Raw genomic sequence first — 19,615 nt, 5'->3', positions numbered from 1 at the left:
GAGGTTCAGGCGAGCAGGGCGGGCAGACCACCTATCGATTCCACCCATTCCACATATCGGTCCATTCCTTCCTGGAGTGAAACCGTTGGGGAATAACCGAAATCGCGCTGCGCGGCGGTGGTGTCGTAGGTATTGGAGACGGTGAGCGCGGCGACCGTCCAGCTCGACAGTGGTGGTGCCACCCGTTCCTGTAGCCCGGGAATCTTCCAGATGGTGTCGAAGACGGTGAGCGCGGCGTCCAGCACCGGTTTCGGTATCGTCCGCGTAGGTGGGGTGAGGTCGAAGGCGGTGGCCAGATCACGGGCGAATCCCCACAGATCGACATCCTCGGCATCTGCCAGGAAGTACGCCTTGCCGGCGACATTGTCCGAGCGGGCGGCCTGCACACACGCGGTAGCGGCGTGGTCGCAGTAGGTGATGGACACAAGCACCTGCTTGCCGCCGGACAGGTCGGGGAGCCGACCGGAACGAATCTTACGCAGCAACAACGTCATCCAGCCGCCCGATCGCGGACCCCAGATCATGCGTGGCCGCAGCGCGCAGGTAGTGAAATCGGGACCATTGGCCGCGAGAACCTCGCGCTCCGCGATCGCTTTGGTCTCCACGTAGTAGCTCTTCGGATTGCGCACATACGGTTCGGATTCGTCGATGCCGAACCGGTCCTCGTCGTATTCGGTCGCCACGCTCGGGCTGCTGACGTAGACGAAGCGGCCCGCACCTGCGGCGCGAGCGGCATCGACGAGCCGCCGAGTACCTGCGACATTCGCCTCCCAGAACTGGCTGCGACTGCCGGTCTCCTCCACCCGTCCCGCACTGTGGTGCACCACGTCGACGCCTTTGCAGGCCGCGGCCAGTGATTGCGCGTCCCCGAGGTCACCGTGCACGATCTCGACATCCTGGAGCGAGTTCAGGTAGCCGAGATCGCTGGTTGGCCTGGCCAGCACCCGCACCTCGTCACCAGCGGCGAGGCTCTGATCGACGATATGACTTCCGAGGAATCCGGTCGCACCGGTGACGAGGACCTTCATTGTTGTTTCCCTTCATGGTCGTAGCCGAGTTGTCCGGCCGCCCAGACCGCGAGCTCCTCGCGGCCGATCTTCGCGTTATGCCGAATGTCGACAGGGAAACCGCTGTGGTGCAAGAAGACCCGGATCGGCTTGGTGATCTCGTATTCGGTAGCGAGCTGCCACAGCTCACGATCGATGCGTGTGGTCTCGGCCGGATCGACGCCATCGCGTAGCTCGTAGCACAGCACCGGAACCTGCGCACCGGGCCTGCCGACACCGACCAGCGCCGTACGGCGCACCTGTGGATGAGTGTTGAACACCTGCTCACACTGCACAGTGAACAGATCGCCCGCCATAGTGCGTACGCGTTGCGAGATGCGGCCGCAGAACCACAGCCGCGCGCTGTCGTCGCGCCATGCCAGATCGCCGACGCGGTGCCAGCGGCGCACGGTACCGTCCGGCAGCCGCTCATCGATCTTGGCGCGCGCCTCCGCGGCGGGATTGCGATGATAGTTCTTGCTCACCTGGGCGCCGGTCGCGACGATCTCCCCGACTTCGCCGGGCTGAACCTCTAGATCGTCTTTCCACCAGGGAATCTCGTCATCCGTGATGCGGATTATCCGAATCCGTGTGTCACTGTCGGACTCCGGCAGTGCCCGTCCGACACAGGTGCCTGCACCGGCGAGGGTCTGTGCCCGCGTCTGCGCCAGCTCACTCCACTCCAGGGTGGTGAGCGGAAGCGCCTCGGTCGCACCGTATGTCGTGAATACTCGCGCGTCGCTGCCGAGCGCTTCCCGGATAGCGTCGAGCGTGTCCAGGTCGGCCGGGGCACCCATCGAGATGACCGTGGTGAGCGTAGGCAGTTCCGTGCCGGTGCGCCGCAGGTGTTCTCCGAGCGGTCGGAGCAGTGCCGGGGAGGCGGTGAGATCGGTGACCGCGAATGTCGCGGCGACATCGGCCAGCAGCGCCGGATCGGCATCGGACACCCGCACCGGATCCACAGGCCCGAGCACCAGATGCGCCCCTTGCAACAGATCGAACAGGCCGAACAGCGGTACCGTGACCAGCGAGGTGAATCCGTCCGCACGCCCGTGCAGATCGGTTACCACGCGCAGCGAGGCCGCGAAGCCCGCACGGGTGAACTCCACTCCCTTCGCCGGACCGGTACTTCCCGTGGTGAACGCGATCATCAGCAGATCGCCGGGCAGATGCTCGACCACGGCGGGCGCCGCGCGGCGCCCGCGCGCCGCGAGATCCGTCAGCGTGTACCCACCCCAGTAGGACCGGCCTGCGGTGACGTGCACACGGACCTGCCGGAAGGTGCGCCGTGCCGCCAACCGGACCAGATGCGCTATCGGCACCCCGATGAACGCTTCCGCGCCCACACTGCGGAAACAGTGCAGCATGCGCCGCACACCCATACCAGGATCGACCACTACCGGTACGGCACCGACCCGGAACAGCGCGAAAATCACCGCGAACAGGTCCGGATCCGGCCGTACCATCACGATGGTCTTGACACCTTCGGTGATTCCCACCTCCGCGAAGGCCGTCGCGTAGGCGTCGATCCGCTCGCCGAGTTCGCGGAAGGTCAGTGCCCGGAAAGCGAGTGCGTCCGCGGTGCCAACCCGGTTCCTTGCGCGCGCCGTCGGGTAACTCACCGCGGGTAGATCCGCCGACTTCGCCAGCTGCCGCGCCAGCAGCAGATCGAGATCCTCCGGCTCGGTGCGCACCGGTACCGCGCTCACGCGGCCTCTTCCACCCGGTAGCTCACACACGCCGCCATCGGCCCCGAGCCTGCCGCCAGCAGAACCAATTCGGTGCCCGGTGCCAGCTCACCCTGTTCCCGCAACTGGTGGAAGGCGATCGCCAGACCCGAGCTGCCCGCATCGCGGTCACCGGTCATCGCCTGATAACCGCGCGCGAAGCCGAACTGCTCCGCGAGCCCGGTGGCGAACCCCGCCACGGGGTTATTGGTCACCAGAATCGTTCGGTCCGAGACGATGTCCGGCCTGCGGTCGAGATAATACCGCAGAGTATCCGCCGCGGTCTCCGTGAGCACCGCGCTGTAGTCCTCGGCCGCCTCGACCGTGATCGTCTGCTGCCCAAGGGTTCCCATCGATGTCAGATCCAGGTACCCGTGCACGCCGGGATGCGTCTGCGGTGCGCGACCGCGCGGCGGCGGGATGTGGATCGCACCGAAACCCACCTCCGGATCCACGTTTTTGCTCAGTAGCCACGCCGCACCGGCAGTCGCGTAACGGAAATCCTCCGGCGCATGAGCGAGCCCACCCGGATGCGCGTCGCTACCGACGATCAGCACCCGTTCCACCGTGCCGTTCGTCAGCAGCGCGGTTGCCGCGTGCACGGCGTCGAGCACCCCGCAGGCACCGTTGCGGAGATCGAACGAGAATGTGGAGCGGCCGGACCCGGCCTGGTAGTCCAGATGCATACCGAGGCCCTGCTGGATGAGCGCGGAGTTGGCCGGCTCCACCACATTTCCATCCCGGTAGACACCGACATTCACCAGCACATCGATATCGTCGGCAGCGACGCCTGCGCGATCGAGGCACTGCCGCGCGGCGGCGACAGCATGGTCGATGGAGCCCGCGTCGGCGGGAGCCGCGCTGATCGCGGACTGTTCGATGATGACAGACATTTTCACCCTACCAATGAATCGATCGTCGCCGACATAACACCGAAAATCATGCCCGAAGCGGTCGGCACCAGACAGATCTTCGAGCCCTTCGGCAACTCACCACGCGATATATAGTCATACAGTGCCAGAAAATGCGTGCTGGCACCGGTATTAGCATATTTGTGCACAGTTGCCAGTCGCGGCGGCATTTCCGTCTCGTGAATTTTGCTGCCGGATTCCGCGAGTTTCTCGGTGAAAGCCACACCGAGCTGATGGAAGACGATGTAATCGAACTTCTCGTCGGCGAAGGTCGTGCCTCTTTTTTCCAGAATATCTCGGTGCAGTTTCGCCCAGGTTTCACGGCGCGGGGCGGCCTGCATGGTCATGTTGTCGGTCAGCATGATCATGTTCTGCGTGGCGTCGCTGGGTTTGGCGATACACAACGGTGAGAATTCCGCACAGGTGATCATGTCGACGTAGTGGATACGATCGTGATCATCCTCGGCCTGGTCCACGATGACCGCGATCGCGGCGTCGGCGAGCGTGAGCGCGGGGAACTGGAGATCCTTGGGATCCTTCGCCTCGGCGAGGGCGCCCTCGGTGACCGGGGAGATGATTTCCGCCGTCACCACCATGCCGGTGCGCACCAGTCCGGCACGGATCATGTTTTCCAGCAGGTAGATTCCGGTCATCGTGCCACCGCAGGCATTGACGACGTCGTAGCCCATGGCGTGGTCGGCGCCGATCTCCCTGGCGATCCGATGCGCCGCCGCGGGCTCCATGACCATATGGAATCCGTCGTGCACGGTAGTGCCTGCGCTGATGATCACATCCAGGTCGGCGGCCTCGTATTTCGATCGCCGCAGGCAGTCACGGGCGGCTCGAGCGCCGAGAGTCAGTGTGTCCTCGTCGGCGGTCCGGTCGACCATACGCCGGGTCCGGATTCCGGTAATTCTTTCGACATCGAATGTTCCACCGCTGGACATCCGCTGGAGTACTTCGTCGGTGGTGTATTCATGCTGGGGTAGAGCAGCTCCCAGCGCGCTGAGGCGTGCGGCACTCACAATGGTCTCCCGATATCGATGGGATGGGGACGGAACGGGCGAATGCGCCGCCCGAAGTAAAGGGTCTGGATGAACAACGGCTCGGTTCGATATTTCTTCGGACGCTAAAGTCGCGAACCGACCGGTGTCAAGAAAACGAAGGTGTGGCAGAGATAGATGTCACCCCGGTAGCTGTTACACATCAGCGCAGTATGCTCGTTCTACGAATTACTTTGCCCTGACTTTGGTTTCAGAGACAAGAGGATTCACGTGGACGCTGCTGCGCTACCACGTGGTAATCTGATGTGGCTCGGCTCGGTTATCGCTGAAAGAACGCGAGCCGAAAGGCTTTCCACAATTCCCCTGATTCCGTACGCCGCCGATTCTTCCCGGACGGCGGCGTACGTCCGAGACAGCGAAGTGTCTGTCTCCGTCTGTCGTGCAGTAGATATGGAGTACCTCGTGATGACATCGACTGCCGGTACCACCGTTGCGACCACAGGGCGCCCAGCTCCCACCGCACCTGGTGCCCTGCCGTTGCTCGGACATTGGCCGCGATTCGGGCGTAGGCCCTACCGGTTCCTGTCCACCCTCGCCGCGCAGGGGCCAGTTGTGCGCGTGCGGATCCCGGGTTACGACACCTATGTCGTCACCGAGCCCGATCTGGTGCGCGAGGCATTCGTCACCCTGTCCGATCAGGGCATGATGATCGAACGCGCACAAGACCTCCTCGGCGAGGGGGTAACCGTACTGCAGGGACAGCGGCACCGGCGCGAGCGCCGGATGATCGCGCCCGCCTTCGCGAAAACCCGCATCGCCGACTACGCGGCGGTGATGACCCGGCTCGGCGCCGAACGCGCCGCCTCGTGGCGCGACGGTGAGGTGCTCGCGGTCAACGAGCAGATGCACGATCTGGCCCTGCGCACGGTCGCGGGCAGTCTGTTCAGCGGCGAACTCGGCGCGGAGACGGCCGAACAGATCCACCGGTTGCTACCGCCGGTGATGACGCTGCTTTCGCGGCGGGTGACCCGCCCGGCCTGGATCGATCGCCTGCCGCTGCCGAGTAACCGGCGCTTCGACGCACTGGTCGCCGAGATGAAAGCAGTGACAGCCACCATCATCTCGGCCTACCGTGCGGAGCTGGACGCCGATCCGGACCTCGACCACGGCGATCTGCTCGGCACCCTGCTCAAAGCACGTGACGACGATTCCGGCGCAATGCTCACCGATTCCCAGGTGCACGACGAGCTGATCAACTTCCTGGTCGGCGGTACCGAGGCGATCGGAGCCACGCTGGCCTGGGTGTTCCATGAGCTGGGACAGAACCCCGAGGTCGAGGCTGCGCTACACACCGAGGTGGACGCGGTGCTCGATAACGCCCGCCCCGCCGAATTCGCCGATCTCGCACAGCTCGAAGTCACCAAACGGATCGTGCTGGAGACTCTGCGTAAGTACTCGCCATGGCTCACGGTGCGGCACGTACCGGAGCCCTACGTGCTCGGCGGCACCGAGATTCCCGGCGGAAGCATGCTTTTCGTCTGCCCGGTCGCGGTGCACCGTGATCCCGCCGTGCACGCGGATCCGATGCGGTTCGATCCGAACCGGTGGTTACCGGACCGTATGGCCACCCTGTCCAAAGGCGCCCACATTCCGTTCGGCATGGGTGCCAGGCAATGCCCGGGAAATATCTTCGCACTCACCGAGGTCGTATTGCAGACGGCCACCATCGCGGCACAGTGGCGGTTGCGGCCGGTTCCGGGAGTACCGGTACGTGAGATCGTGATCGGTGCGTTGGTGCATCCGCAGCGGCTACCGATGCGGGCCGAGGCGCGGTAACGCGAGCTACTCGACCGGCCTGGAGAGTTACGAACACACGACCCGGCGCGCCGTCAGCGGATATTCGCTGGCGGTAACCCGCCTGGACACAGGATCATTGCTCACCTGCATCGCTCGTTGATTCGAGACGAGAGGGGAAGCATGAGTTCACGCGCAACGGCGGTCAAGCTGGTGCTGCGTTTCTATGGTCGGGAAATGGCCTCGCGCAAGGCCATGACGATTCCGGCGCTGCTGATGCCCGCGCTCGGCAATATCTGCAACTTGTATATCGCGCCGCTGATCGTCGCCATGGTGGTCGGCCGGGTCGCGGAGACCGGGGATACGAGTGTCGGGGTTCTGGCTCCGTATGTCCTTGCCTTCGGTGGCACCCTGTTGCTCGCGGAGATACTGTGGCGCATCGGGATTCACTTCCTGATTCGAGTCGATGCCTACGGTATCGAGCACCTGTACGTGTTCGCCATGGATGAGCTGCTCACCAAGGACGCGACGTTCTTCCACAACAACTTCGCCGGTTCGCTGACGAAGCGGTCGCTCAGCTTCGCCTCTCGGTTCGAAGAGTTCGTGGACACCCTCGCCTTCGAGGTCTTGGCGGCACTGGTGCCGCTGGTATTCGCCTCAGTGGTGTTGTGGCGCTACAACCCCATGCTCGTCGTCGTGTTGATGGGGATGATCGTGGTGACCGCGCTGGTCATCACGCCCTTGATCCAGCGCCGCCAGAAGCTCGTCGACGCCCGGGAGGCCGCCGTGGCGTGGGTTTCCGGACATGTGGCCGACACCCTGAGCAATACGCAGGTGGTGCGCGCCTTCGCTGCCGAACCGCGGGAGGCGGCCGAGCATCGGCGGCGGGTCGCCTCGTTACGGCGAAAGTCGCTGCGCTCCTGGGATTACGCGAACCTCCGGATAGATACGCTGGTAACACCGCTGTTGGTGCTCACCAACGTGATGGGCCTGCTGATCGCGTTGAGTCTGAGTGGCGGGAATGCGGGGGTGGAGGCCATTGTGGTGGCATTCACCTACTACTTCAACGCCACCGAGATCATGTTCCGGTTCAACCAGATCTACCGGCGCTTGGAGACCGTGATCACCGAGGCGGCGCAGTTCACCGAACTGCTGCTCGACGAACCGAAGGTGCTCGATATCAAAAATCCGGAACCACTGCTGCCCAAGGATTTCGATGTGCGGTTCGAGGAAGTGAAATTCACGCACGAAGGCGCACGGCAGCTGTTCCACGGATTGGATCTGCACGTGTCCAGCGGTGCCAAGGTAGGTCTGGTCGGACGATCCGGTGGTGGTAAGACCACCATCACCCAACTGCTGCTGCGGTTGATGGATATCCAATCCGGAACCATACGTATCGGCGGACAGGATATCGCCCGGCTGCGGCAGGCGGATCTGCGCAGCCTGATCGCCTACGTGCCACAGGATCCGGCCATGTTCCATCGGACGTTGAGCGAGAACATCAGGTTCGCGCGCCCGGACGCCACGGACGAGGAGATCCTGCGGGCCGCCGAGGCCGCGCACGTCACCGAGTTCGTGGATGCGCTGCCACAGGGGATGGAAACGCTCCTCGGCGAGCGCGGCGTGAAACTGTCCGGAGGCCAGCGTCAACGGGTCGCGCTGGCCAGGGCCATCCTGCGGGACGCGCCTATCCTGCTCATGGACGAAGCCACCAGTGCCCTCGACTCGGAAAGCGAGATGCTCGTGCAGCAAACGCTCTGGGAGTTGATGGAAGGACGTACGACGCTGGTCGTCGCGCACCGGTTGAGCACTGTGGCCGGGATGGACCGGCTGGTGGTGCTCGACCACGGACGAATCGTCGAGCAGGGGACGCACGAGGAGCTGCTATGCGCGCATGGAACATACGCGCAGCTGTGGCGACACCAATCGGGTGGATTCATCGGTGAGGACGTGGTCGCTCGTTGAACTGAAGACGACGCCACTGACATCATCCTGATCCGGCAGCCCGGTCAGGCTGATCGACGTGCGGTGACCAAGAGGTACTCCCACTCCATCCGCCCGTTACCCAGATCGTGGCGAGAAGCGAGCTCCGCCAGTTCCCGGTCCAGCCGCGCGACCTTCTCGGGTTCCGCGGCAATGGCCTTGTACACCGCGATCGCCGGTCCGTAGTAGGTCTTGAAGAAATCACGGAACTCGACGCCATCGGCGAAACGATCGATGACCGCGTTTTCGCACCGTAACTCCAGGTCGGCAACACGGTCACCCAAGAGTGACCGAATATGCGCCTCGTCGCCCCACAGCGGGGGTGGCGACGCACCGGGCGGAGGCGGCGGTGCGAACGGCTTCATCGTGGCGAACATCTGCCCGATGAATCCGGTGGGAGTCCAGTTGATCAAACCGATCGCACCTCCAGGCTTGGTGACACGCACCATTTCAGCTGCGGCCGACCGGTGGAACGGCGCGAACATGACGCCCAAGCACGAGATCACGGCGTCGAACTCGGCATCGGCGTAGGGCAGTGCCTCTGCGTCGGCTTCCTGCCACCGGACCTCGACGCCACGTTCGGCAGCGATACGACGGCCCGCTTCGAACAACTCCGGCGTGAGGTCGCTCGCCACAACGTCCGCACCGGCCTCTGCTGCCGGTATCGCGGCGTTCCCGGCTCCGGCTGCGATATCCAGCACATGCTGACCTGGACCGATGCGGCAAGCGTCGACAAGACGCCTGCCGATTTCCGGGATGACTTCGATGGCGACAGTCGGGTAGTCGCCTGATGCCCACATCGCGCGATGTTGTGTCTTGAGCTCAGCGGGGCCGGGTTCGGTCATCCGGTAACTCCTCTGCAGTCGGGTCGGAGATGCTGCTGAAGATGGTTATCGGGAGCTGTCGAGCAGATGTTTACCCGACATAATGCCTGAGCCTCCTGGCTTGTCGGGGCGGTTCCGAGTCAACAGATGGAGGTGTGCTGAACCACCACCGCCATCCGGAAAATCTTCGATGAGGCACCGACCAGGTTCGTGCCGACGACATGGCGCGGCTCCAGCTGAACCCCCTCACCAGCGGGTGCGGCTCCGGTCGCATCGTGCCCGGATTTCACGCGCAAGTTCGGCCTGGTCACAGGGGACAACTGTGGTGTCAGGGAACAGCTGTGGTGTCGTGATCGATGTGGACGAGGTAGCGGCCATCGGCGTTCTCGGTGTCAGTGATGTCTAGCCGATACAACCACTGCGACGTCGACCTGTCTCGCAGGTCGGGTCGCGGATCTATCCGGATTTCACCTTGCCTTGATCGCGGTGCGCTCAACAGCAGACCGCGGATTTGCTGTTCGGCAGACGAGCCGGCCGCCGACTCGAAATAGCTGACCTGCTCACCAGTACGAATACGCTCGGTGAAGCCGACCATTTCCGGTAGCCGCCCGGCAGCGGTATCCGGCAGGGTCGCCGCGATGGTCTGAACCGTCCTGGGCCGTCCCGGCAGGAAAGCCGGGACGGTTCATGTCGACTCATCGAGAATGTCCGCGTGCTCTCCATCAGCTGGGCTGAACCCACCATCGAAGTAACAAACGTAAACGGTTGAGCGACTTAGGTCTTGCCGGTGCTGTCCGAGCACGGCAGGTTCGATGATCATCGTCAGAATCAGCTACTAAATACCAGGAGCCGTCTTGCTCAACAGAAGCAGAATCTCCACTTTGGTCATGTCACCGTTTGCCGCAGTTCTTGTGTCGGCTGCACTGAGCACAGGCGGCGCCGCGCCCGCGGCCGCCGATCCGGCGCCACCGCAGTCGACCGTCATGACCTGCGGGAGTAACAATCCCCTGCCGTGGGCACCGGCCTTTACCTGGACTATCGGTGCGGGCTCCGGCGCGAGCCGTCCCGATGGCGCCTCTACGCTGCAACCGTCGATACTCCTCCGTGGCGGCAACGAGTTGCCTGCTCCGCCACCCGGACTCATCCCGGCTTTCGGCATCAACTGGTACGGAACGAGAGTCGTAGTCGACTGGCACAACCAGACCACTGGTGCCTCAGGCACCAGCGTCAGTGACACGGAGTTTCTCCAACAGAAGCCGGGCATCCCGATCAACAGGACTTTGACTGGAGTCGGGACCGTGTCCTTCACCGTGAAAGTCGATACCGGTATGGGTTGGTGGTTCATCAACTCGCAGACCGCGGTGTGCCGAGGCACGATCTCGGTGCTTCCCGTCTGACCCCTGGCCAGGGACCGGCTGAGAGGATTCGAGCCGTCACGGGCTGGGGGACCGTCTCCTTCTGGAAGGGGATGGCCCCCAACCCGTCACAGTACAGATCTGCCTGCAAATAGGTCGTTGGTTCTGTAGGCATTTCGTCGTAACGCTGGATCGTCGGAGTGATCGTAGTGCTCATCGAAGGCTGTGGTGACCGGGATGGGGTCGGTCGGTATGCGCACGACCGATTCCCTTCTCACCGAGTGTTACCCGGTTGCGGTCTTCGGGGGACCAGTCGAATGCCGAATCGTAGTCGAGGTAGATAGCCTGGAATTGCGGATCGTCGATGGTGTCGAGCTTGTCGGTGATCCAATCCGAGGCCTGTTCCGGGGCGACCGATTGCAGCAGGATCCAGAGGTCGCGTTCCATCCGGACCACCCGCTCGCTGACCCCGAACTGTTGCAGGCGGTCGAGGTACTCAGTGACGTCGGTGGACACGAACAGGCTGTCGCCGCAGTTCAATTCCGCGATCTGCTCGCGGGCTCGGCGGATTTCCTCGGCGCGTTCGGCGAGCATGCGGTCGATCTCGGCGATCGCCGCCGCGAACTCGTCGGGGTTCGCGGCGAGCAATTCCTTGACCCGCGCCAGGGGTACACCGGCTCGTGCCGGTGTCTTGATCTTGACCAGATTGATGGCGTCTTCGGCGCGGTAGCGGCGATAGCCGGAGAAGTCGCGCACCGGCTCGGGCAACAGGCCACGCCCGTGGTAGACGCGCACGGCCTTGATCGTCACGCCCGCATACCGCGCTAACTGCCCGATCGTGAGCATACGCGTCTCCCTTCGGTGAGGTGTCATTCACCCGTGGCCGTCATCGCACCAGGGCTAACAACCGGCCAGCGAGATCGATCCCGGTCACGGCGCCGGATTCGTCCCGGGCGAAGAACCCGCGTTGTCCTTGCAGACCGCCGGCGGTGACGATGTACTCATCCGTGTCGCCCGGCAGCAGGCCGAGGGTAATGGTTGCCACACCATCCACCGTGCGCGGGAACCAGCAGATGCCGAACGCGTCACCTAGTGTGCTGCCGTGTAGTTCTACCGTCTGCTCCCGCATCCGGTGCAGCAGTTCGGTGGGCAGAATGCGTTCGCCGGTCTCGATCCGGCCGTCGCCGAGATGGAACCGTGCCCACCGCAGCAAATCGCTCGCGGATGTCACTACGCCCCCGCCGGGGTTGTCGGCGCGGTTGTCTTTCCATTGCCTGGCGACCGCGAGCACACCGTTCGTATCGGTGTTGTGGCCAACCGCGAATCGTCGGGTGATGACGTCGTTGACTGCGTAGCGGCTGTGTGCCAGCCCAAGCGGTTCGGACAACAGCGACGTGACGGCCTGTTCGAAGGTCGTTCCGGTGACGTTTTCGATAATCCGACCGGCCAGGTTGAACCCCGCCTGGCTATAGGACGCCCGCGCTCCCGGTTCCGCGATCAGCGGCGACTCGGCAAGTTTCACCGCATACCGCGCCAACGCATCATCTCCTTGCCAGTGTCGACGCTGAGGCGCCATTCCAACCCGGTCTTATCGTTGGAGCAGACGCAGCACGGTGACCTCGTCCGTGACCGCATCGGTGGAGGCGAATTCCGGGACATACCGCCGGACCGGGGCATCCAACGCTACCCGCCCCTCGCCGACCGCAGAGCAGATCGGGCTGATCAAGGACTTACCGAGCGATGAGTATCGGCCGGTATCCGAGTCAATACCTGCAAGACAGTCCGACGTGAGGAGCATCAGATGACAACCTCCGAGTTCGCCAAGCCGCCCGTGGTCGACCAGCTGACGTGGCGCACCGCGCTCGATGAACTGCGCAAGAGAGAAAAGGCCGCCACCCGTGAACTCGATGCGATCGCCGCGCAACGACGCCGGTTACCCATGGTGGAAATGCCTGATTACATCCTGATCGGCGAGGACGGACCTGTCCGACTGGCCGCCGTGTTCGACGGCCGATCCCAGTTGATCGTCTACAACCACATGTGGTCGGACGGCGCGGTGTGGCAGTGCGGCGGGTGCACCGGCTTCACGTCGCAGTTCACCCGACTGGACTTTCTCGACTCCTATGACGCGCGATTCGTCATCGTCACCAATGGACCGATCGAGGAGGCTCTGGCCTATAAAGCCAAGGTCGGCAACAGGATGGACTGGTACTCGTCATCGGAGAGCTCTTTCGCCGCTGACGTCGACGCGGCCCCGGGTGAAGGGTTCGCGGTGAACGTGTTCATGCGCCATGGCGACATCGTGTACCGCACCTGGCATACGAACGGTCGCGGCACCGAGCAGCTCAGCCACACTTTCCCGCTCATCGACTTGCTGCCGTGGGGCCGCCAGGAGAAGTGGCAGGACTCCCCCGCCGGATGGCCATCCCGGCCGACCTACTCAGGCTGGTTGGACTCGCCCGATATCGCAAAGCTCTACGGCGAAGGTACCCGCTGACCAGAAATCCATCGCCGGTCACCCCCGGCGTGGCGATGCCCGTATCCAGAGCACTGGACTTCCACTGGAAGTGAGCCGGAGCCCGTTGGTCGGCCACTCCCGAACGGACTGGTCGGGAGTGGCCGTACCGGTGCTAACGATTCACCTTGTATTCCATGCTGTAGGCGAGTTTGCCGGGTTCGGCATCGGAGTACGGCTTCGACAGCTTGGTGTACTCGGAATTGCCGAAGGCCGGCAGCTTGCCCAGCTCGGCGGCCGTGCGACCGTCACTCACGATCGCGGTGTCAGGGAAGGCGACCATGGCTTCGGACAAGATGCAGGTAGGAGTCGAGGTCATAGTTGTCGAGATTCAATGCCGGGGTGGCGTTGGTACGCGGCCAGCGACCCCAGTAGAACTCCTGGAACATGGCATCGGCGGCGTCCTGGCTGTAGCCGATATCGCGGGCGAAATACAGTGCGGCGCGGTAGCGGTCGACGCCGCACGCCTATTCCGCTAACCTCGGCGACCGTGCCGACGTCTTTTCCCCCGATCGACCCGTACGCCGACGGTCTGCTCGAGGTCGGTGAGGGAAACCAGGTGTACTGGTGCACCAGTGGTAATCCTGCGGGGCGGCCGGCGCTGGTGGTGCACGGCGGACCGGGTAGTGGGAGCAGCCCGGGGCCTCGGAAATCGTTTGATCCGAACGTATTCCGGATCGTTCAGTTCGATCAGCGCGGTTGTGGACGGAGCATTCCGAGCGCCGCGGACCCGGACACCGACATGACGGTGAACACTACCGAACACCTGATCGCGGATATGGAGCGGCTGCGCACCCACCTCGGTATCGACCGTTGGTTGCTGTACGGCGGGTCCTGGGGGTCGACACTCATCCTCGCCTACGCCGAGCGGTACCCGGAGCGGGTCACCGGGATCGTGCTGGTCGGCGTCACCAGCACCCGCCGCCGCGAGATCGACTGGTTGTACCGGGGTGTCGCCCGGCTGCTGCCCGCCGAGTGGGAGCGGTTCCGGGCTGCGCTGCCCAACGACGGCGACTTGGTCGAGGGTTACCGACGGCTGCTGGAACACCCGGATCCGGTGGTACGCCGCAGCGCCGCGATCGAGTGGTGTCGCTGGGAGGACGCGGTGATCGCGCACGAATCCCTTGGCAGACCAGGGCAGTACAGCGCCATGCCGGATACCGCCATACTCGCCTTCGTCCGGATCTGCACGCACTACTTCGCACACGCGGCGTGGCTGGACGAAGGTGTGCTGCTGCGTGAAGCCGGGCGGCTGGCCGGGATCCCCGGTGAACTGATCCACGGCCGCCTCGATCTCAGCGCACCACTCGAAACCGCTTGGGAACTCGCAAAAGCCTGGCCGGACGCCAGCCTGCACGTCATCGATGACTCCGGCCACACCGGCAGCCCCGCCATGGGCGAGGCACTCGCCCGTGCCATCGCCCGCTTCGCATAGTCCGATGCCGATCGGATCGGCTGGTCCGAGTCGTGAGAGGTGTCCTTCGAGCCGCCTGCCTGCGCGAAGGATACTTCAGCGGGGCGTGACCGCTATCCCTGAGTTGGGATGACCGTGCGTGGCATTTCCGCCCCGGCGGAGTCGTTCGGCAAACAGGCGCCCGGAATATCAATCGATCGGGGAGACGCGGATGAGGTTGCCGTCGGGATCGGCGATCACGAAGGTACGTCCGAAGACCTCGTCATGGGGCTCTTCGACGACAGTGACACCTTTCGCGGCCCATTCGGCGTAGAGGTTGTCCACGGATGCTGCCGAGCCCGGCAGCATCAGCCCGACCTCGAAAAAACGCGGCGCATCGGGCGTGATGGTCTCACTGCGTCCGTTCCACAACGCGAACAGTACGCCGGGCGCGACCTCGAACGGCACGTAGCGGGGCGTGCGGGTGACCGGCTCGATCCCGAACAGATCGGAGTAGAAGTGGGTCGCCCTCTCGATGTCGGTGACATAGACAAGAAACAGGTTCGGTGCGCTCATGTGAGAGCCTCCTTCACATCCGAATTGACCAGTGCACGACTACACTCGCACTAATAGATGACAACCCATGTCATCTATTAGGAGGTGGAATCGTGCAGCGCCCGCAACGTCTGCTCGCGCTGCTGGTCGCATTGCAGGCGAATCGGCAGATGACCGCCGAGCAGCTGGCCGAGCAATTCACGGTGTCCAAGCGCACCATCCTGCGCGACGTCGACGCGCTCATCGCCGCGGACGTGCCCATAGTGGCCGAGCGGGGCCGCTACGGTGGGATCAGTCTGCTGCCCGGCGCCGCGGTGGATGTGGGGCGGCTGACCGACAGCGAGGCCGAGGTGCTGGAAGTGATCGGTGTCGATCTGTCACGCGCTCGCAGGCTCGGGATCGAGGTCGCGGCGCGCAGCGCCGCGCAAAAACTCGCCGCTCGCCGCCCACGGCCACAACCCCGGCGGCAGGAGGAGCTGTTGCCATTGGGTGAGGTCGTCACGATCGACGACACGGCGTGGTTCGCGGCATCGGACACCCCTGGTATCGCGGCGCTGACCCACGACATCCGCCTCGGTCGCAGGTTGCGGATCGAGTACCGCTCCAGCGGCGAACGCCGTGCCACTGCACGGATAGTAGATCCTTACGGGCTGTTCTCCCGCGCCGGACGCTGGTACCTGATCGCCGACAGTGATGGTCACCCGAGGATGTTCGCTACCGTCAGGCTGGTGTCGTGGACGGTGCTGGACGACAAGCGCCACCTTCGTCCCGGTATCACTTTGGCCGATATCGTTCACGAACTCACCGCAGCCCTCGAACAACGTCGGGACGTGATCGTCACCGCCCTCCTTGACGCGGATCGCGAGGACATCGCCCGCCGCATCCTTGGCAGCAGACTGCTGTCCGTGGCACCCGTGGATCACACCGGACAGGTGCGAATCAGTGTCGGCTATGACCAACTCGACGGTGTGCGCCAACTCCTGCAATTCAGTGACCACATCGAGATCATCGACCCGCCGGAAGCGCGCGATCTCATCGCACATCTCGCGAACATCATCGCCGAGCGACATCGCAGGAATTCTGCTTGAAATCGAAAGATGTTGTGGTAATTAATTTTCGAGATTACAGAGGTCAGCTTCGGCCGCGAACGCGTTGCGCGGCCTTTCGCACGGCTTCGAGTCGATCCCGTGCCATGACCTCACGGCCCTCCGTCACCCATCGGGAAGGCGCGGTACGCGGATCGCCCGAGCCGAAAGGAGGGTGGGGCGCATACTCGATCGCCAGCTCGATCCACGCACCGTGCCGAGGGCCGAAAATCTCTCCGGCAACTCCCAGCGCCATATCGATTCCGGCACTGACGCCGGCCGAGGTGACCACAGGGCGGTCGACCACCACTCGCTCGTCGACGGGGAGGCACCCGAACTCGGCCAGCATTGCGTGTGAAGCCCAATGCGTAGTCGCTCGCCTGCCGCGTAGTAACCCCGCGGCTCCGAGGATGAACGAACCTGTGCAGACAGAGCATGTCCACGAGGCAGCAGCGGATTGCGTTTCCACGAAGGTGAGCAGTTCGGGATCGGACAGCGTATCGATCGCTCCCGGACCTCCAGGGACTACCAGTACCGAGGCTTGTGGCGCCGCCTCCAACGAGCATGTCGGCAGCACCTCGGCACCTTGGTCGGTGCTTACTTTCGGCTTTCGAGCAGCCAGGTGGATCTCGGTTCCGGGGCAGCGGCCGAAGACTTCGACGGGCCCGACGTAGTCTAGCTGGGTGACGCCGTCGAAGAGGACGACCACAACATCGAACACCGTCGGTTGCCGTTGGTTCGTCGATTCCACGTCGCTCACCTCGGTTCCCCTGCTGTGCCGCAGCCGACTCCGTATCGTCGAAGGCGTGCCCCGCCGGAGTCGCGCATCCGATTCCGCTATCGGAGTTGACGGCAACCCTATCAAGCAGGAGAAGCGCAGGTATCGACCTGCGAATACGATACCCGCATCAGATATTGGGACGCGCCGACGGCGTCCGGCGAAAGCAGTTCGGCGATGACGCTGGTTTCGATCGGTCGATCGAGCTCGGCAGCATATGTGTACCTGCGCATGATCCGGTGCTACATGGGCAGGCCCGGGTCTGCTGTTGGCTAAGGTCTGCATGTATGCAGCGGCCCGTGCTTGACTCGTATATCGGCGGGAAATGTACCGGTAGAAGGAGAGATCGTGACCAATATCCAGGATCAGCCCGCCGCTGAAGAGCCTCGAGGTGACTCCCCCGACACTGGAATCGAACGTATGCGCCGACGGATAGAGCGGCTGATCGGTATCGCCGCGACCGAGGGCAATGCGCTGGTGGCACTCCGCAACGGGGATGAGATCTTTCCGGCCATGCTAGAGGCCATCGGCTCGGCCGAGCACACGGTCGACATGATGACCTTCGTGTATTGGCGAGGTGATATCGCTCGGCAGTTCGCCGCCGCGCTCGCGGAGCGGGCCGAAGAGGGGATCCGTGTGCGGCTGTTGCTGGACGGTTTCGGCAGCAGGCCGATCGAGCAGGACCTGCTGACGATGATGGACCGGGCCGGTGTCCAGATCGCCTGGTTCCGTAAGCCGTTGTATCTGTCGCCGCTCAAACAGAACCATCGCTGTCACCGCAAGGTACTGGTCATCGACGAGTCGACAGCGTTCACCGGCGGTGTGGGGATCGCGCAGGAGTGGTGCGGAGACGCACGCAACGAACACGAGTGGCGCGATACCCATGTCCGGGTCCGAGGGCCTGCCGTGGACGGGATCGCCGCGGGGTTCGCCCAGAACTGGGCCGAATGCCACGACGAACTCTATGATCACCGCGACCGCTTCACACCACAGCACCGCCATGGTGACGCGATCGTCCAAGTGGTTCGCGGTTCGGCCAGCTTCGGCTGGCAGGATATGCAGACCCTGTTACGGGTAGTCATCGAATCGGCGGAACAGCGCCTCCGGCTGGCCACAGCCTATTTCGCACCGGACGCGTATTTCATCGAACTCCTCTGCGCGGCCGCCGGGCGGGGGGTACGAGTCGAGATCCTGCTACCAGGCCCGCATACCGATAAGCGTGTTTGTCAGCTGGCCGGTCAGCACTTCTACGGCAAGCTCCTGGACAGCGGCGTACGGATTCTGCAATATCAGCCGACCATGATGCACGCCAAAGTCATCACTGTCGACGGTAGCGTGGCGTTGATCGGCTCGACCAACTTCAATCGCCGCTCCCTCGATCACGACGAGGAACTCATGCTCGCGGTACTCGACAAACAGTTCACCGCAACCCTCGATGAACATTTCGATGACGACGTAGCGGTCAGCGAGGATATCGAACCAGAACGCTGGCACCGCCGCCCGATACTTCAGCGGATGCGGGAGATCGCGGTCCGACCCATCCGCCGATATCTCTGACCTGATCTCGATTCCTCCCTCCAGGACTTCTCATCACTGAACGCTTTGATGTAGGTCAATCGTGGGTAGCTATCGATACACGGCGGGAGCCGCAGCTTATGGGTTCTCATGAGACCGAAATTCGCTTGACGCGACCTGAAGACTTCGGATCGAGGAAGCGAGTTCATCGGGATTATCTATGTGCAGGCTGATCGCGCCGACTCGGACTACTCGGCGCTGCTTCTTCAATAGCCCAGGGGTTGTCACCGTGAGCTCTCGATCGAGTTCGATATCGATATTCGTTCCGTCTTGGGAAGGCAGATACATCCGTCCGGATACTTCACCTGGCGTTGTTCGGGAGAACCGCTTGGAAACACGTACTGCGGTGATGTTCTCGATCGGGATGGTCGCGACGAGGTGCGGACCTTCGCGCAACCGCAGTTCGTGTCGTGTGAGCAGGTGCGGGTGGACCACCCGGCTCGACGCGAAGGAGAGCAGGAGCAGGATTCCGTAGAGGGAACCGATCAGAAGAGCTATCCTCAACCATTGCCACGGGACGAGTAGATGCACTGCGATGATCTCGATGAACGTTACTATCCCGAATGCTATCGGAATTCCGAATGTCCCCTTCGCGTATCCGAAAGGTTGTACCCCTGGAGCCACACCTGATTTTTTGTTTCGCAACCACAGCAAAAGTGTTTTGTAGGTGTAGATCTCGGTCCTGATCGCTTTGGTCACGAAACTGCCTGCGACTGCTTCGAATGCGGCAACCGGAGAAGATCCGGCCTTCCTGATCGATCTGTAGCGCGCAAAGCTGATCGCGATCGCGATAGCGGCGATCGGTAGCTCGGCAGCGAGGAATAAGCTGATAGCTGTTTTGGGTTCGATGATCCCCAGAGCGACCAGGATGGAGTTCGTCGCAACGATCACTATCGTCAGGATAAGTGCGGCTCGCTGAACGATCTTTATCCTGAGGCCGGCCCTCGATGGATGGGTGGTCACGACTCTCCCCCTCGTGTATTTTCCTGCCGATTCTACCGAATCTACTGTGGCGCATAGGTTATGGCCGACCGACCACTGGATACGATCAGTTGCCGGTCGGCGCCCGC

21 protein-coding genes are annotated in these 19,615 nt (G+C 63.2%); 7 read left to right on the top strand and 14 right to left on the bottom strand.

What is annotated here, in order from left to right; all coding sequences use genetic code 11:
• Window positions 1–5: 5 nt before the first annotated feature.
• The 4 genes from ACL02S_RS02230 to ACL02S_RS02215 are packed head-to-tail and all read right to left on the bottom strand — an operon-like array spanning window position 6 to window position 4,709.
• A complete protein-coding gene (locus tag ACL02S_RS02230; RefSeq protein WP_412800551.1) occupies window positions 6–1,028 on the bottom strand; it encodes an NAD-dependent epimerase/dehydratase family protein in 1,023 nt (340 codons plus the stop codon).
• Window positions 1,025–2,755: a fatty acid CoA ligase family protein gene (locus tag ACL02S_RS02225; protein ID WP_412800550.1), complete on the bottom strand. Its 1,731-nt coding sequence runs from the start codon at window positions 2,753–2,755 to the stop codon at window positions 1,025–1,027. Before ACL02S_RS02225 ends, ACL02S_RS02230 begins: the two co-directional genes overlap by 4 nt.
• The gene (locus ACL02S_RS02220) at window positions 2,752–3,666 is read right to left on the bottom strand and encodes a hypothetical protein (protein WP_412800549.1); all 915 of its coding nucleotides are present in this window, start codon (window positions 3,664–3,666) and stop codon (window positions 2,752–2,754) included. Before ACL02S_RS02220 ends, ACL02S_RS02225 begins: the two co-directional genes overlap by 4 nt.
• 2 nt (window positions 3,667–3,668) lie before the next feature.
• Window positions 3,669–4,709, bottom strand: a complete 1,041-nt coding sequence (locus ACL02S_RS02215; protein WP_412800548.1) for a 3-oxoacyl-ACP synthase III family protein — start codon at window positions 4,707–4,709, stop codon at window positions 3,669–3,671.
• Between the two features lie 444 nt (window positions 4,710–5,153).
• Between ACL02S_RS02215 and ACL02S_RS02210 the strand changes: the two genes are divergently transcribed.
• Together ACL02S_RS02210 and ACL02S_RS02205 are read left to right on the top strand one after the other, a co-directional pair.
• A complete protein-coding gene (locus ACL02S_RS02210; RefSeq protein ID WP_412800547.1) occupies window positions 5,154–6,524 on the top strand; it encodes a cytochrome P450 in 1,371 nt (456 codons plus the stop codon).
• Between the two features lie 141 nt (window positions 6,525–6,665).
• Window positions 6,666–8,447 (top strand): ABC transporter ATP-binding protein, encoded by a 1,782-nt coding sequence (locus ACL02S_RS02205; RefSeq protein ID WP_412800546.1) that lies wholly within the window; start codon window positions 6,666–6,668, stop codon window positions 8,445–8,447.
• A 44-nt stretch (window positions 8,448–8,491) separates the two neighbouring features.
• Here ACL02S_RS02205 and ACL02S_RS02200 read toward each other — a convergent pair whose 3' ends face one another.
• Both ACL02S_RS02200 and ACL02S_RS02195 read right to left on the bottom strand, forming a co-directional pair.
• Entirely contained in the window at window positions 8,492–9,310 is an 819-nt protein-coding gene (locus tag ACL02S_RS02200; RefSeq protein ID WP_412800545.1) for a class I SAM-dependent methyltransferase, read from the bottom strand.
• Window positions 9,311–9,429: 119 nt separating this feature from the next.
• Entirely contained in the window at window positions 9,430–9,600 is a 171-nt protein-coding gene (locus tag ACL02S_RS02195; RefSeq protein WP_412800544.1) for a hypothetical protein, read from the bottom strand.
• A gap of 576 nt (window positions 9,601–10,176) precedes the next feature.
• Between ACL02S_RS02195 and ACL02S_RS02190 the strand changes: the two genes are divergently transcribed.
• Window positions 10,177–10,686 (top strand): hypothetical protein, encoded by a 510-nt coding sequence (locus ACL02S_RS02190; RefSeq protein ID WP_412800543.1) that lies wholly within the window; start codon window positions 10,177–10,179, stop codon window positions 10,684–10,686.
• A gap of 171 nt (window positions 10,687–10,857) precedes the next feature.
• On the opposite strand, the gene ACL02S_RS02185 is transcribed toward ACL02S_RS02190, so the two are convergent.
• The 3 genes from ACL02S_RS02185 to ACL02S_RS02175 are packed head-to-tail and all read right to left on the bottom strand — an operon-like array spanning window position 10,858 to window position 12,442.
• Window positions 10,858–11,490, bottom strand: coding sequence for a helix-turn-helix domain-containing protein (locus tag ACL02S_RS02185; protein ID WP_412800542.1), 633 nt, complete (start codon window positions 11,488–11,490; stop codon window positions 10,858–10,860).
• Between the two features lie 40 nt (window positions 11,491–11,530).
• Window positions 11,531–12,181: a serine hydrolase domain-containing protein gene (locus ACL02S_RS02180; protein ID WP_412800541.1), complete on the bottom strand. Its 651-nt coding sequence runs from the start codon at window positions 12,179–12,181 to the stop codon at window positions 11,531–11,533.
• 51 nt (window positions 12,182–12,232) lie between these two features.
• Window positions 12,233–12,442, bottom strand: a complete 210-nt coding sequence (locus ACL02S_RS02175) for a hypothetical protein (RefSeq protein WP_412800540.1) — start codon at window positions 12,440–12,442, stop codon at window positions 12,233–12,235.
• Between the two features lie 3 nt (window positions 12,443–12,445).
• Between ACL02S_RS02175 and ACL02S_RS02170 the strand changes: the two genes are divergently transcribed.
• Window positions 12,446–13,141, top strand: a complete 696-nt coding sequence (locus ACL02S_RS02170) for a DUF899 domain-containing protein (RefSeq protein WP_412800539.1) — start codon at window positions 12,446–12,448, stop codon at window positions 13,139–13,141.
• Between the two features lie 133 nt (window positions 13,142–13,274).
• Here ACL02S_RS02170 and ACL02S_RS02165 read toward each other — a convergent pair whose 3' ends face one another.
• Complete coding sequence (locus tag ACL02S_RS02165) at window positions 13,275–13,478, bottom strand: hypothetical protein (RefSeq protein WP_412800538.1); 204 nt, start codon at window positions 13,476–13,478, stop codon at window positions 13,275–13,277.
• 171 nt (window positions 13,479–13,649) lie between these two features.
• On the opposite strand from ACL02S_RS02165, the gene pip reads away from it, so the two are divergent.
• Window positions 13,650–14,594, top strand: coding sequence for a prolyl aminopeptidase (pip, locus tag ACL02S_RS02160; protein WP_412800537.1), 945 nt, complete (start codon window positions 13,650–13,652; stop codon window positions 14,592–14,594).
• A gap of 168 nt (window positions 14,595–14,762) precedes the next feature.
• Here the strand turns inward: pip and ACL02S_RS02155 are convergent, their stop codons facing one another.
• Window positions 14,763–15,128 (bottom strand): VOC family protein, encoded by a 366-nt coding sequence (locus ACL02S_RS02155; protein ID WP_412800536.1) that lies wholly within the window; start codon window positions 15,126–15,128, stop codon window positions 14,763–14,765.
• A gap of 92 nt (window positions 15,129–15,220) precedes the next feature.
• On the opposite strand from ACL02S_RS02155, the gene ACL02S_RS02150 reads away from it, so the two are divergent.
• Complete coding sequence (locus ACL02S_RS02150) at window positions 15,221–16,195, top strand: helix-turn-helix transcriptional regulator (RefSeq protein WP_412800535.1); 975 nt, start codon at window positions 15,221–15,223, stop codon at window positions 16,193–16,195.
• Between the two features lie 43 nt (window positions 16,196–16,238).
• Here ACL02S_RS02150 and ACL02S_RS02145 read toward each other — a convergent pair whose 3' ends face one another.
• Both ACL02S_RS02145 and ACL02S_RS02140 read right to left on the bottom strand, forming a co-directional pair.
• The gene (locus ACL02S_RS02145) at window positions 16,239–16,943 is read right to left on the bottom strand and encodes a DJ-1/PfpI family protein (RefSeq protein WP_412800534.1); all 705 of its coding nucleotides are present in this window, start codon (window positions 16,941–16,943) and stop codon (window positions 16,239–16,241) included.
• A gap of 110 nt (window positions 16,944–17,053) precedes the next feature.
• Window positions 17,054–17,203, bottom strand: coding sequence for a hypothetical protein (locus tag ACL02S_RS02140; protein ID WP_412800533.1), 150 nt, complete (start codon window positions 17,201–17,203; stop codon window positions 17,054–17,056).
• A 115-nt stretch (window positions 17,204–17,318) separates the two neighbouring features.
• On the opposite strand from ACL02S_RS02140, the gene ACL02S_RS02135 reads away from it, so the two are divergent.
• Window positions 17,319–18,527, top strand: coding sequence for a phospholipase D-like domain-containing protein (locus ACL02S_RS02135; RefSeq protein ID WP_412800532.1), 1,209 nt, complete (start codon window positions 17,319–17,321; stop codon window positions 18,525–18,527).
• 96 nt (window positions 18,528–18,623) lie between these two features.
• Here ACL02S_RS02135 and ACL02S_RS02130 read toward each other — a convergent pair whose 3' ends face one another.
• Window positions 18,624–19,508, bottom strand: a complete 885-nt coding sequence (locus ACL02S_RS02130; RefSeq protein ID WP_412800531.1) for a hypothetical protein — start codon at window positions 19,506–19,508, stop codon at window positions 18,624–18,626.
• Window positions 19,509–19,615: the final 107 nt, after the last annotated feature.

This window comes from Nocardia spongicola, from assembly GCF_047200775.1.
Classification (GTDB): domain Bacteria; phylum Actinomycetota; class Actinomycetes; order Mycobacteriales; family Mycobacteriaceae; genus Nocardia.
Note: the sequence above shows the minus strand (reverse complement) of the source record. Positions and strands in the feature narration are given on the sequence as shown.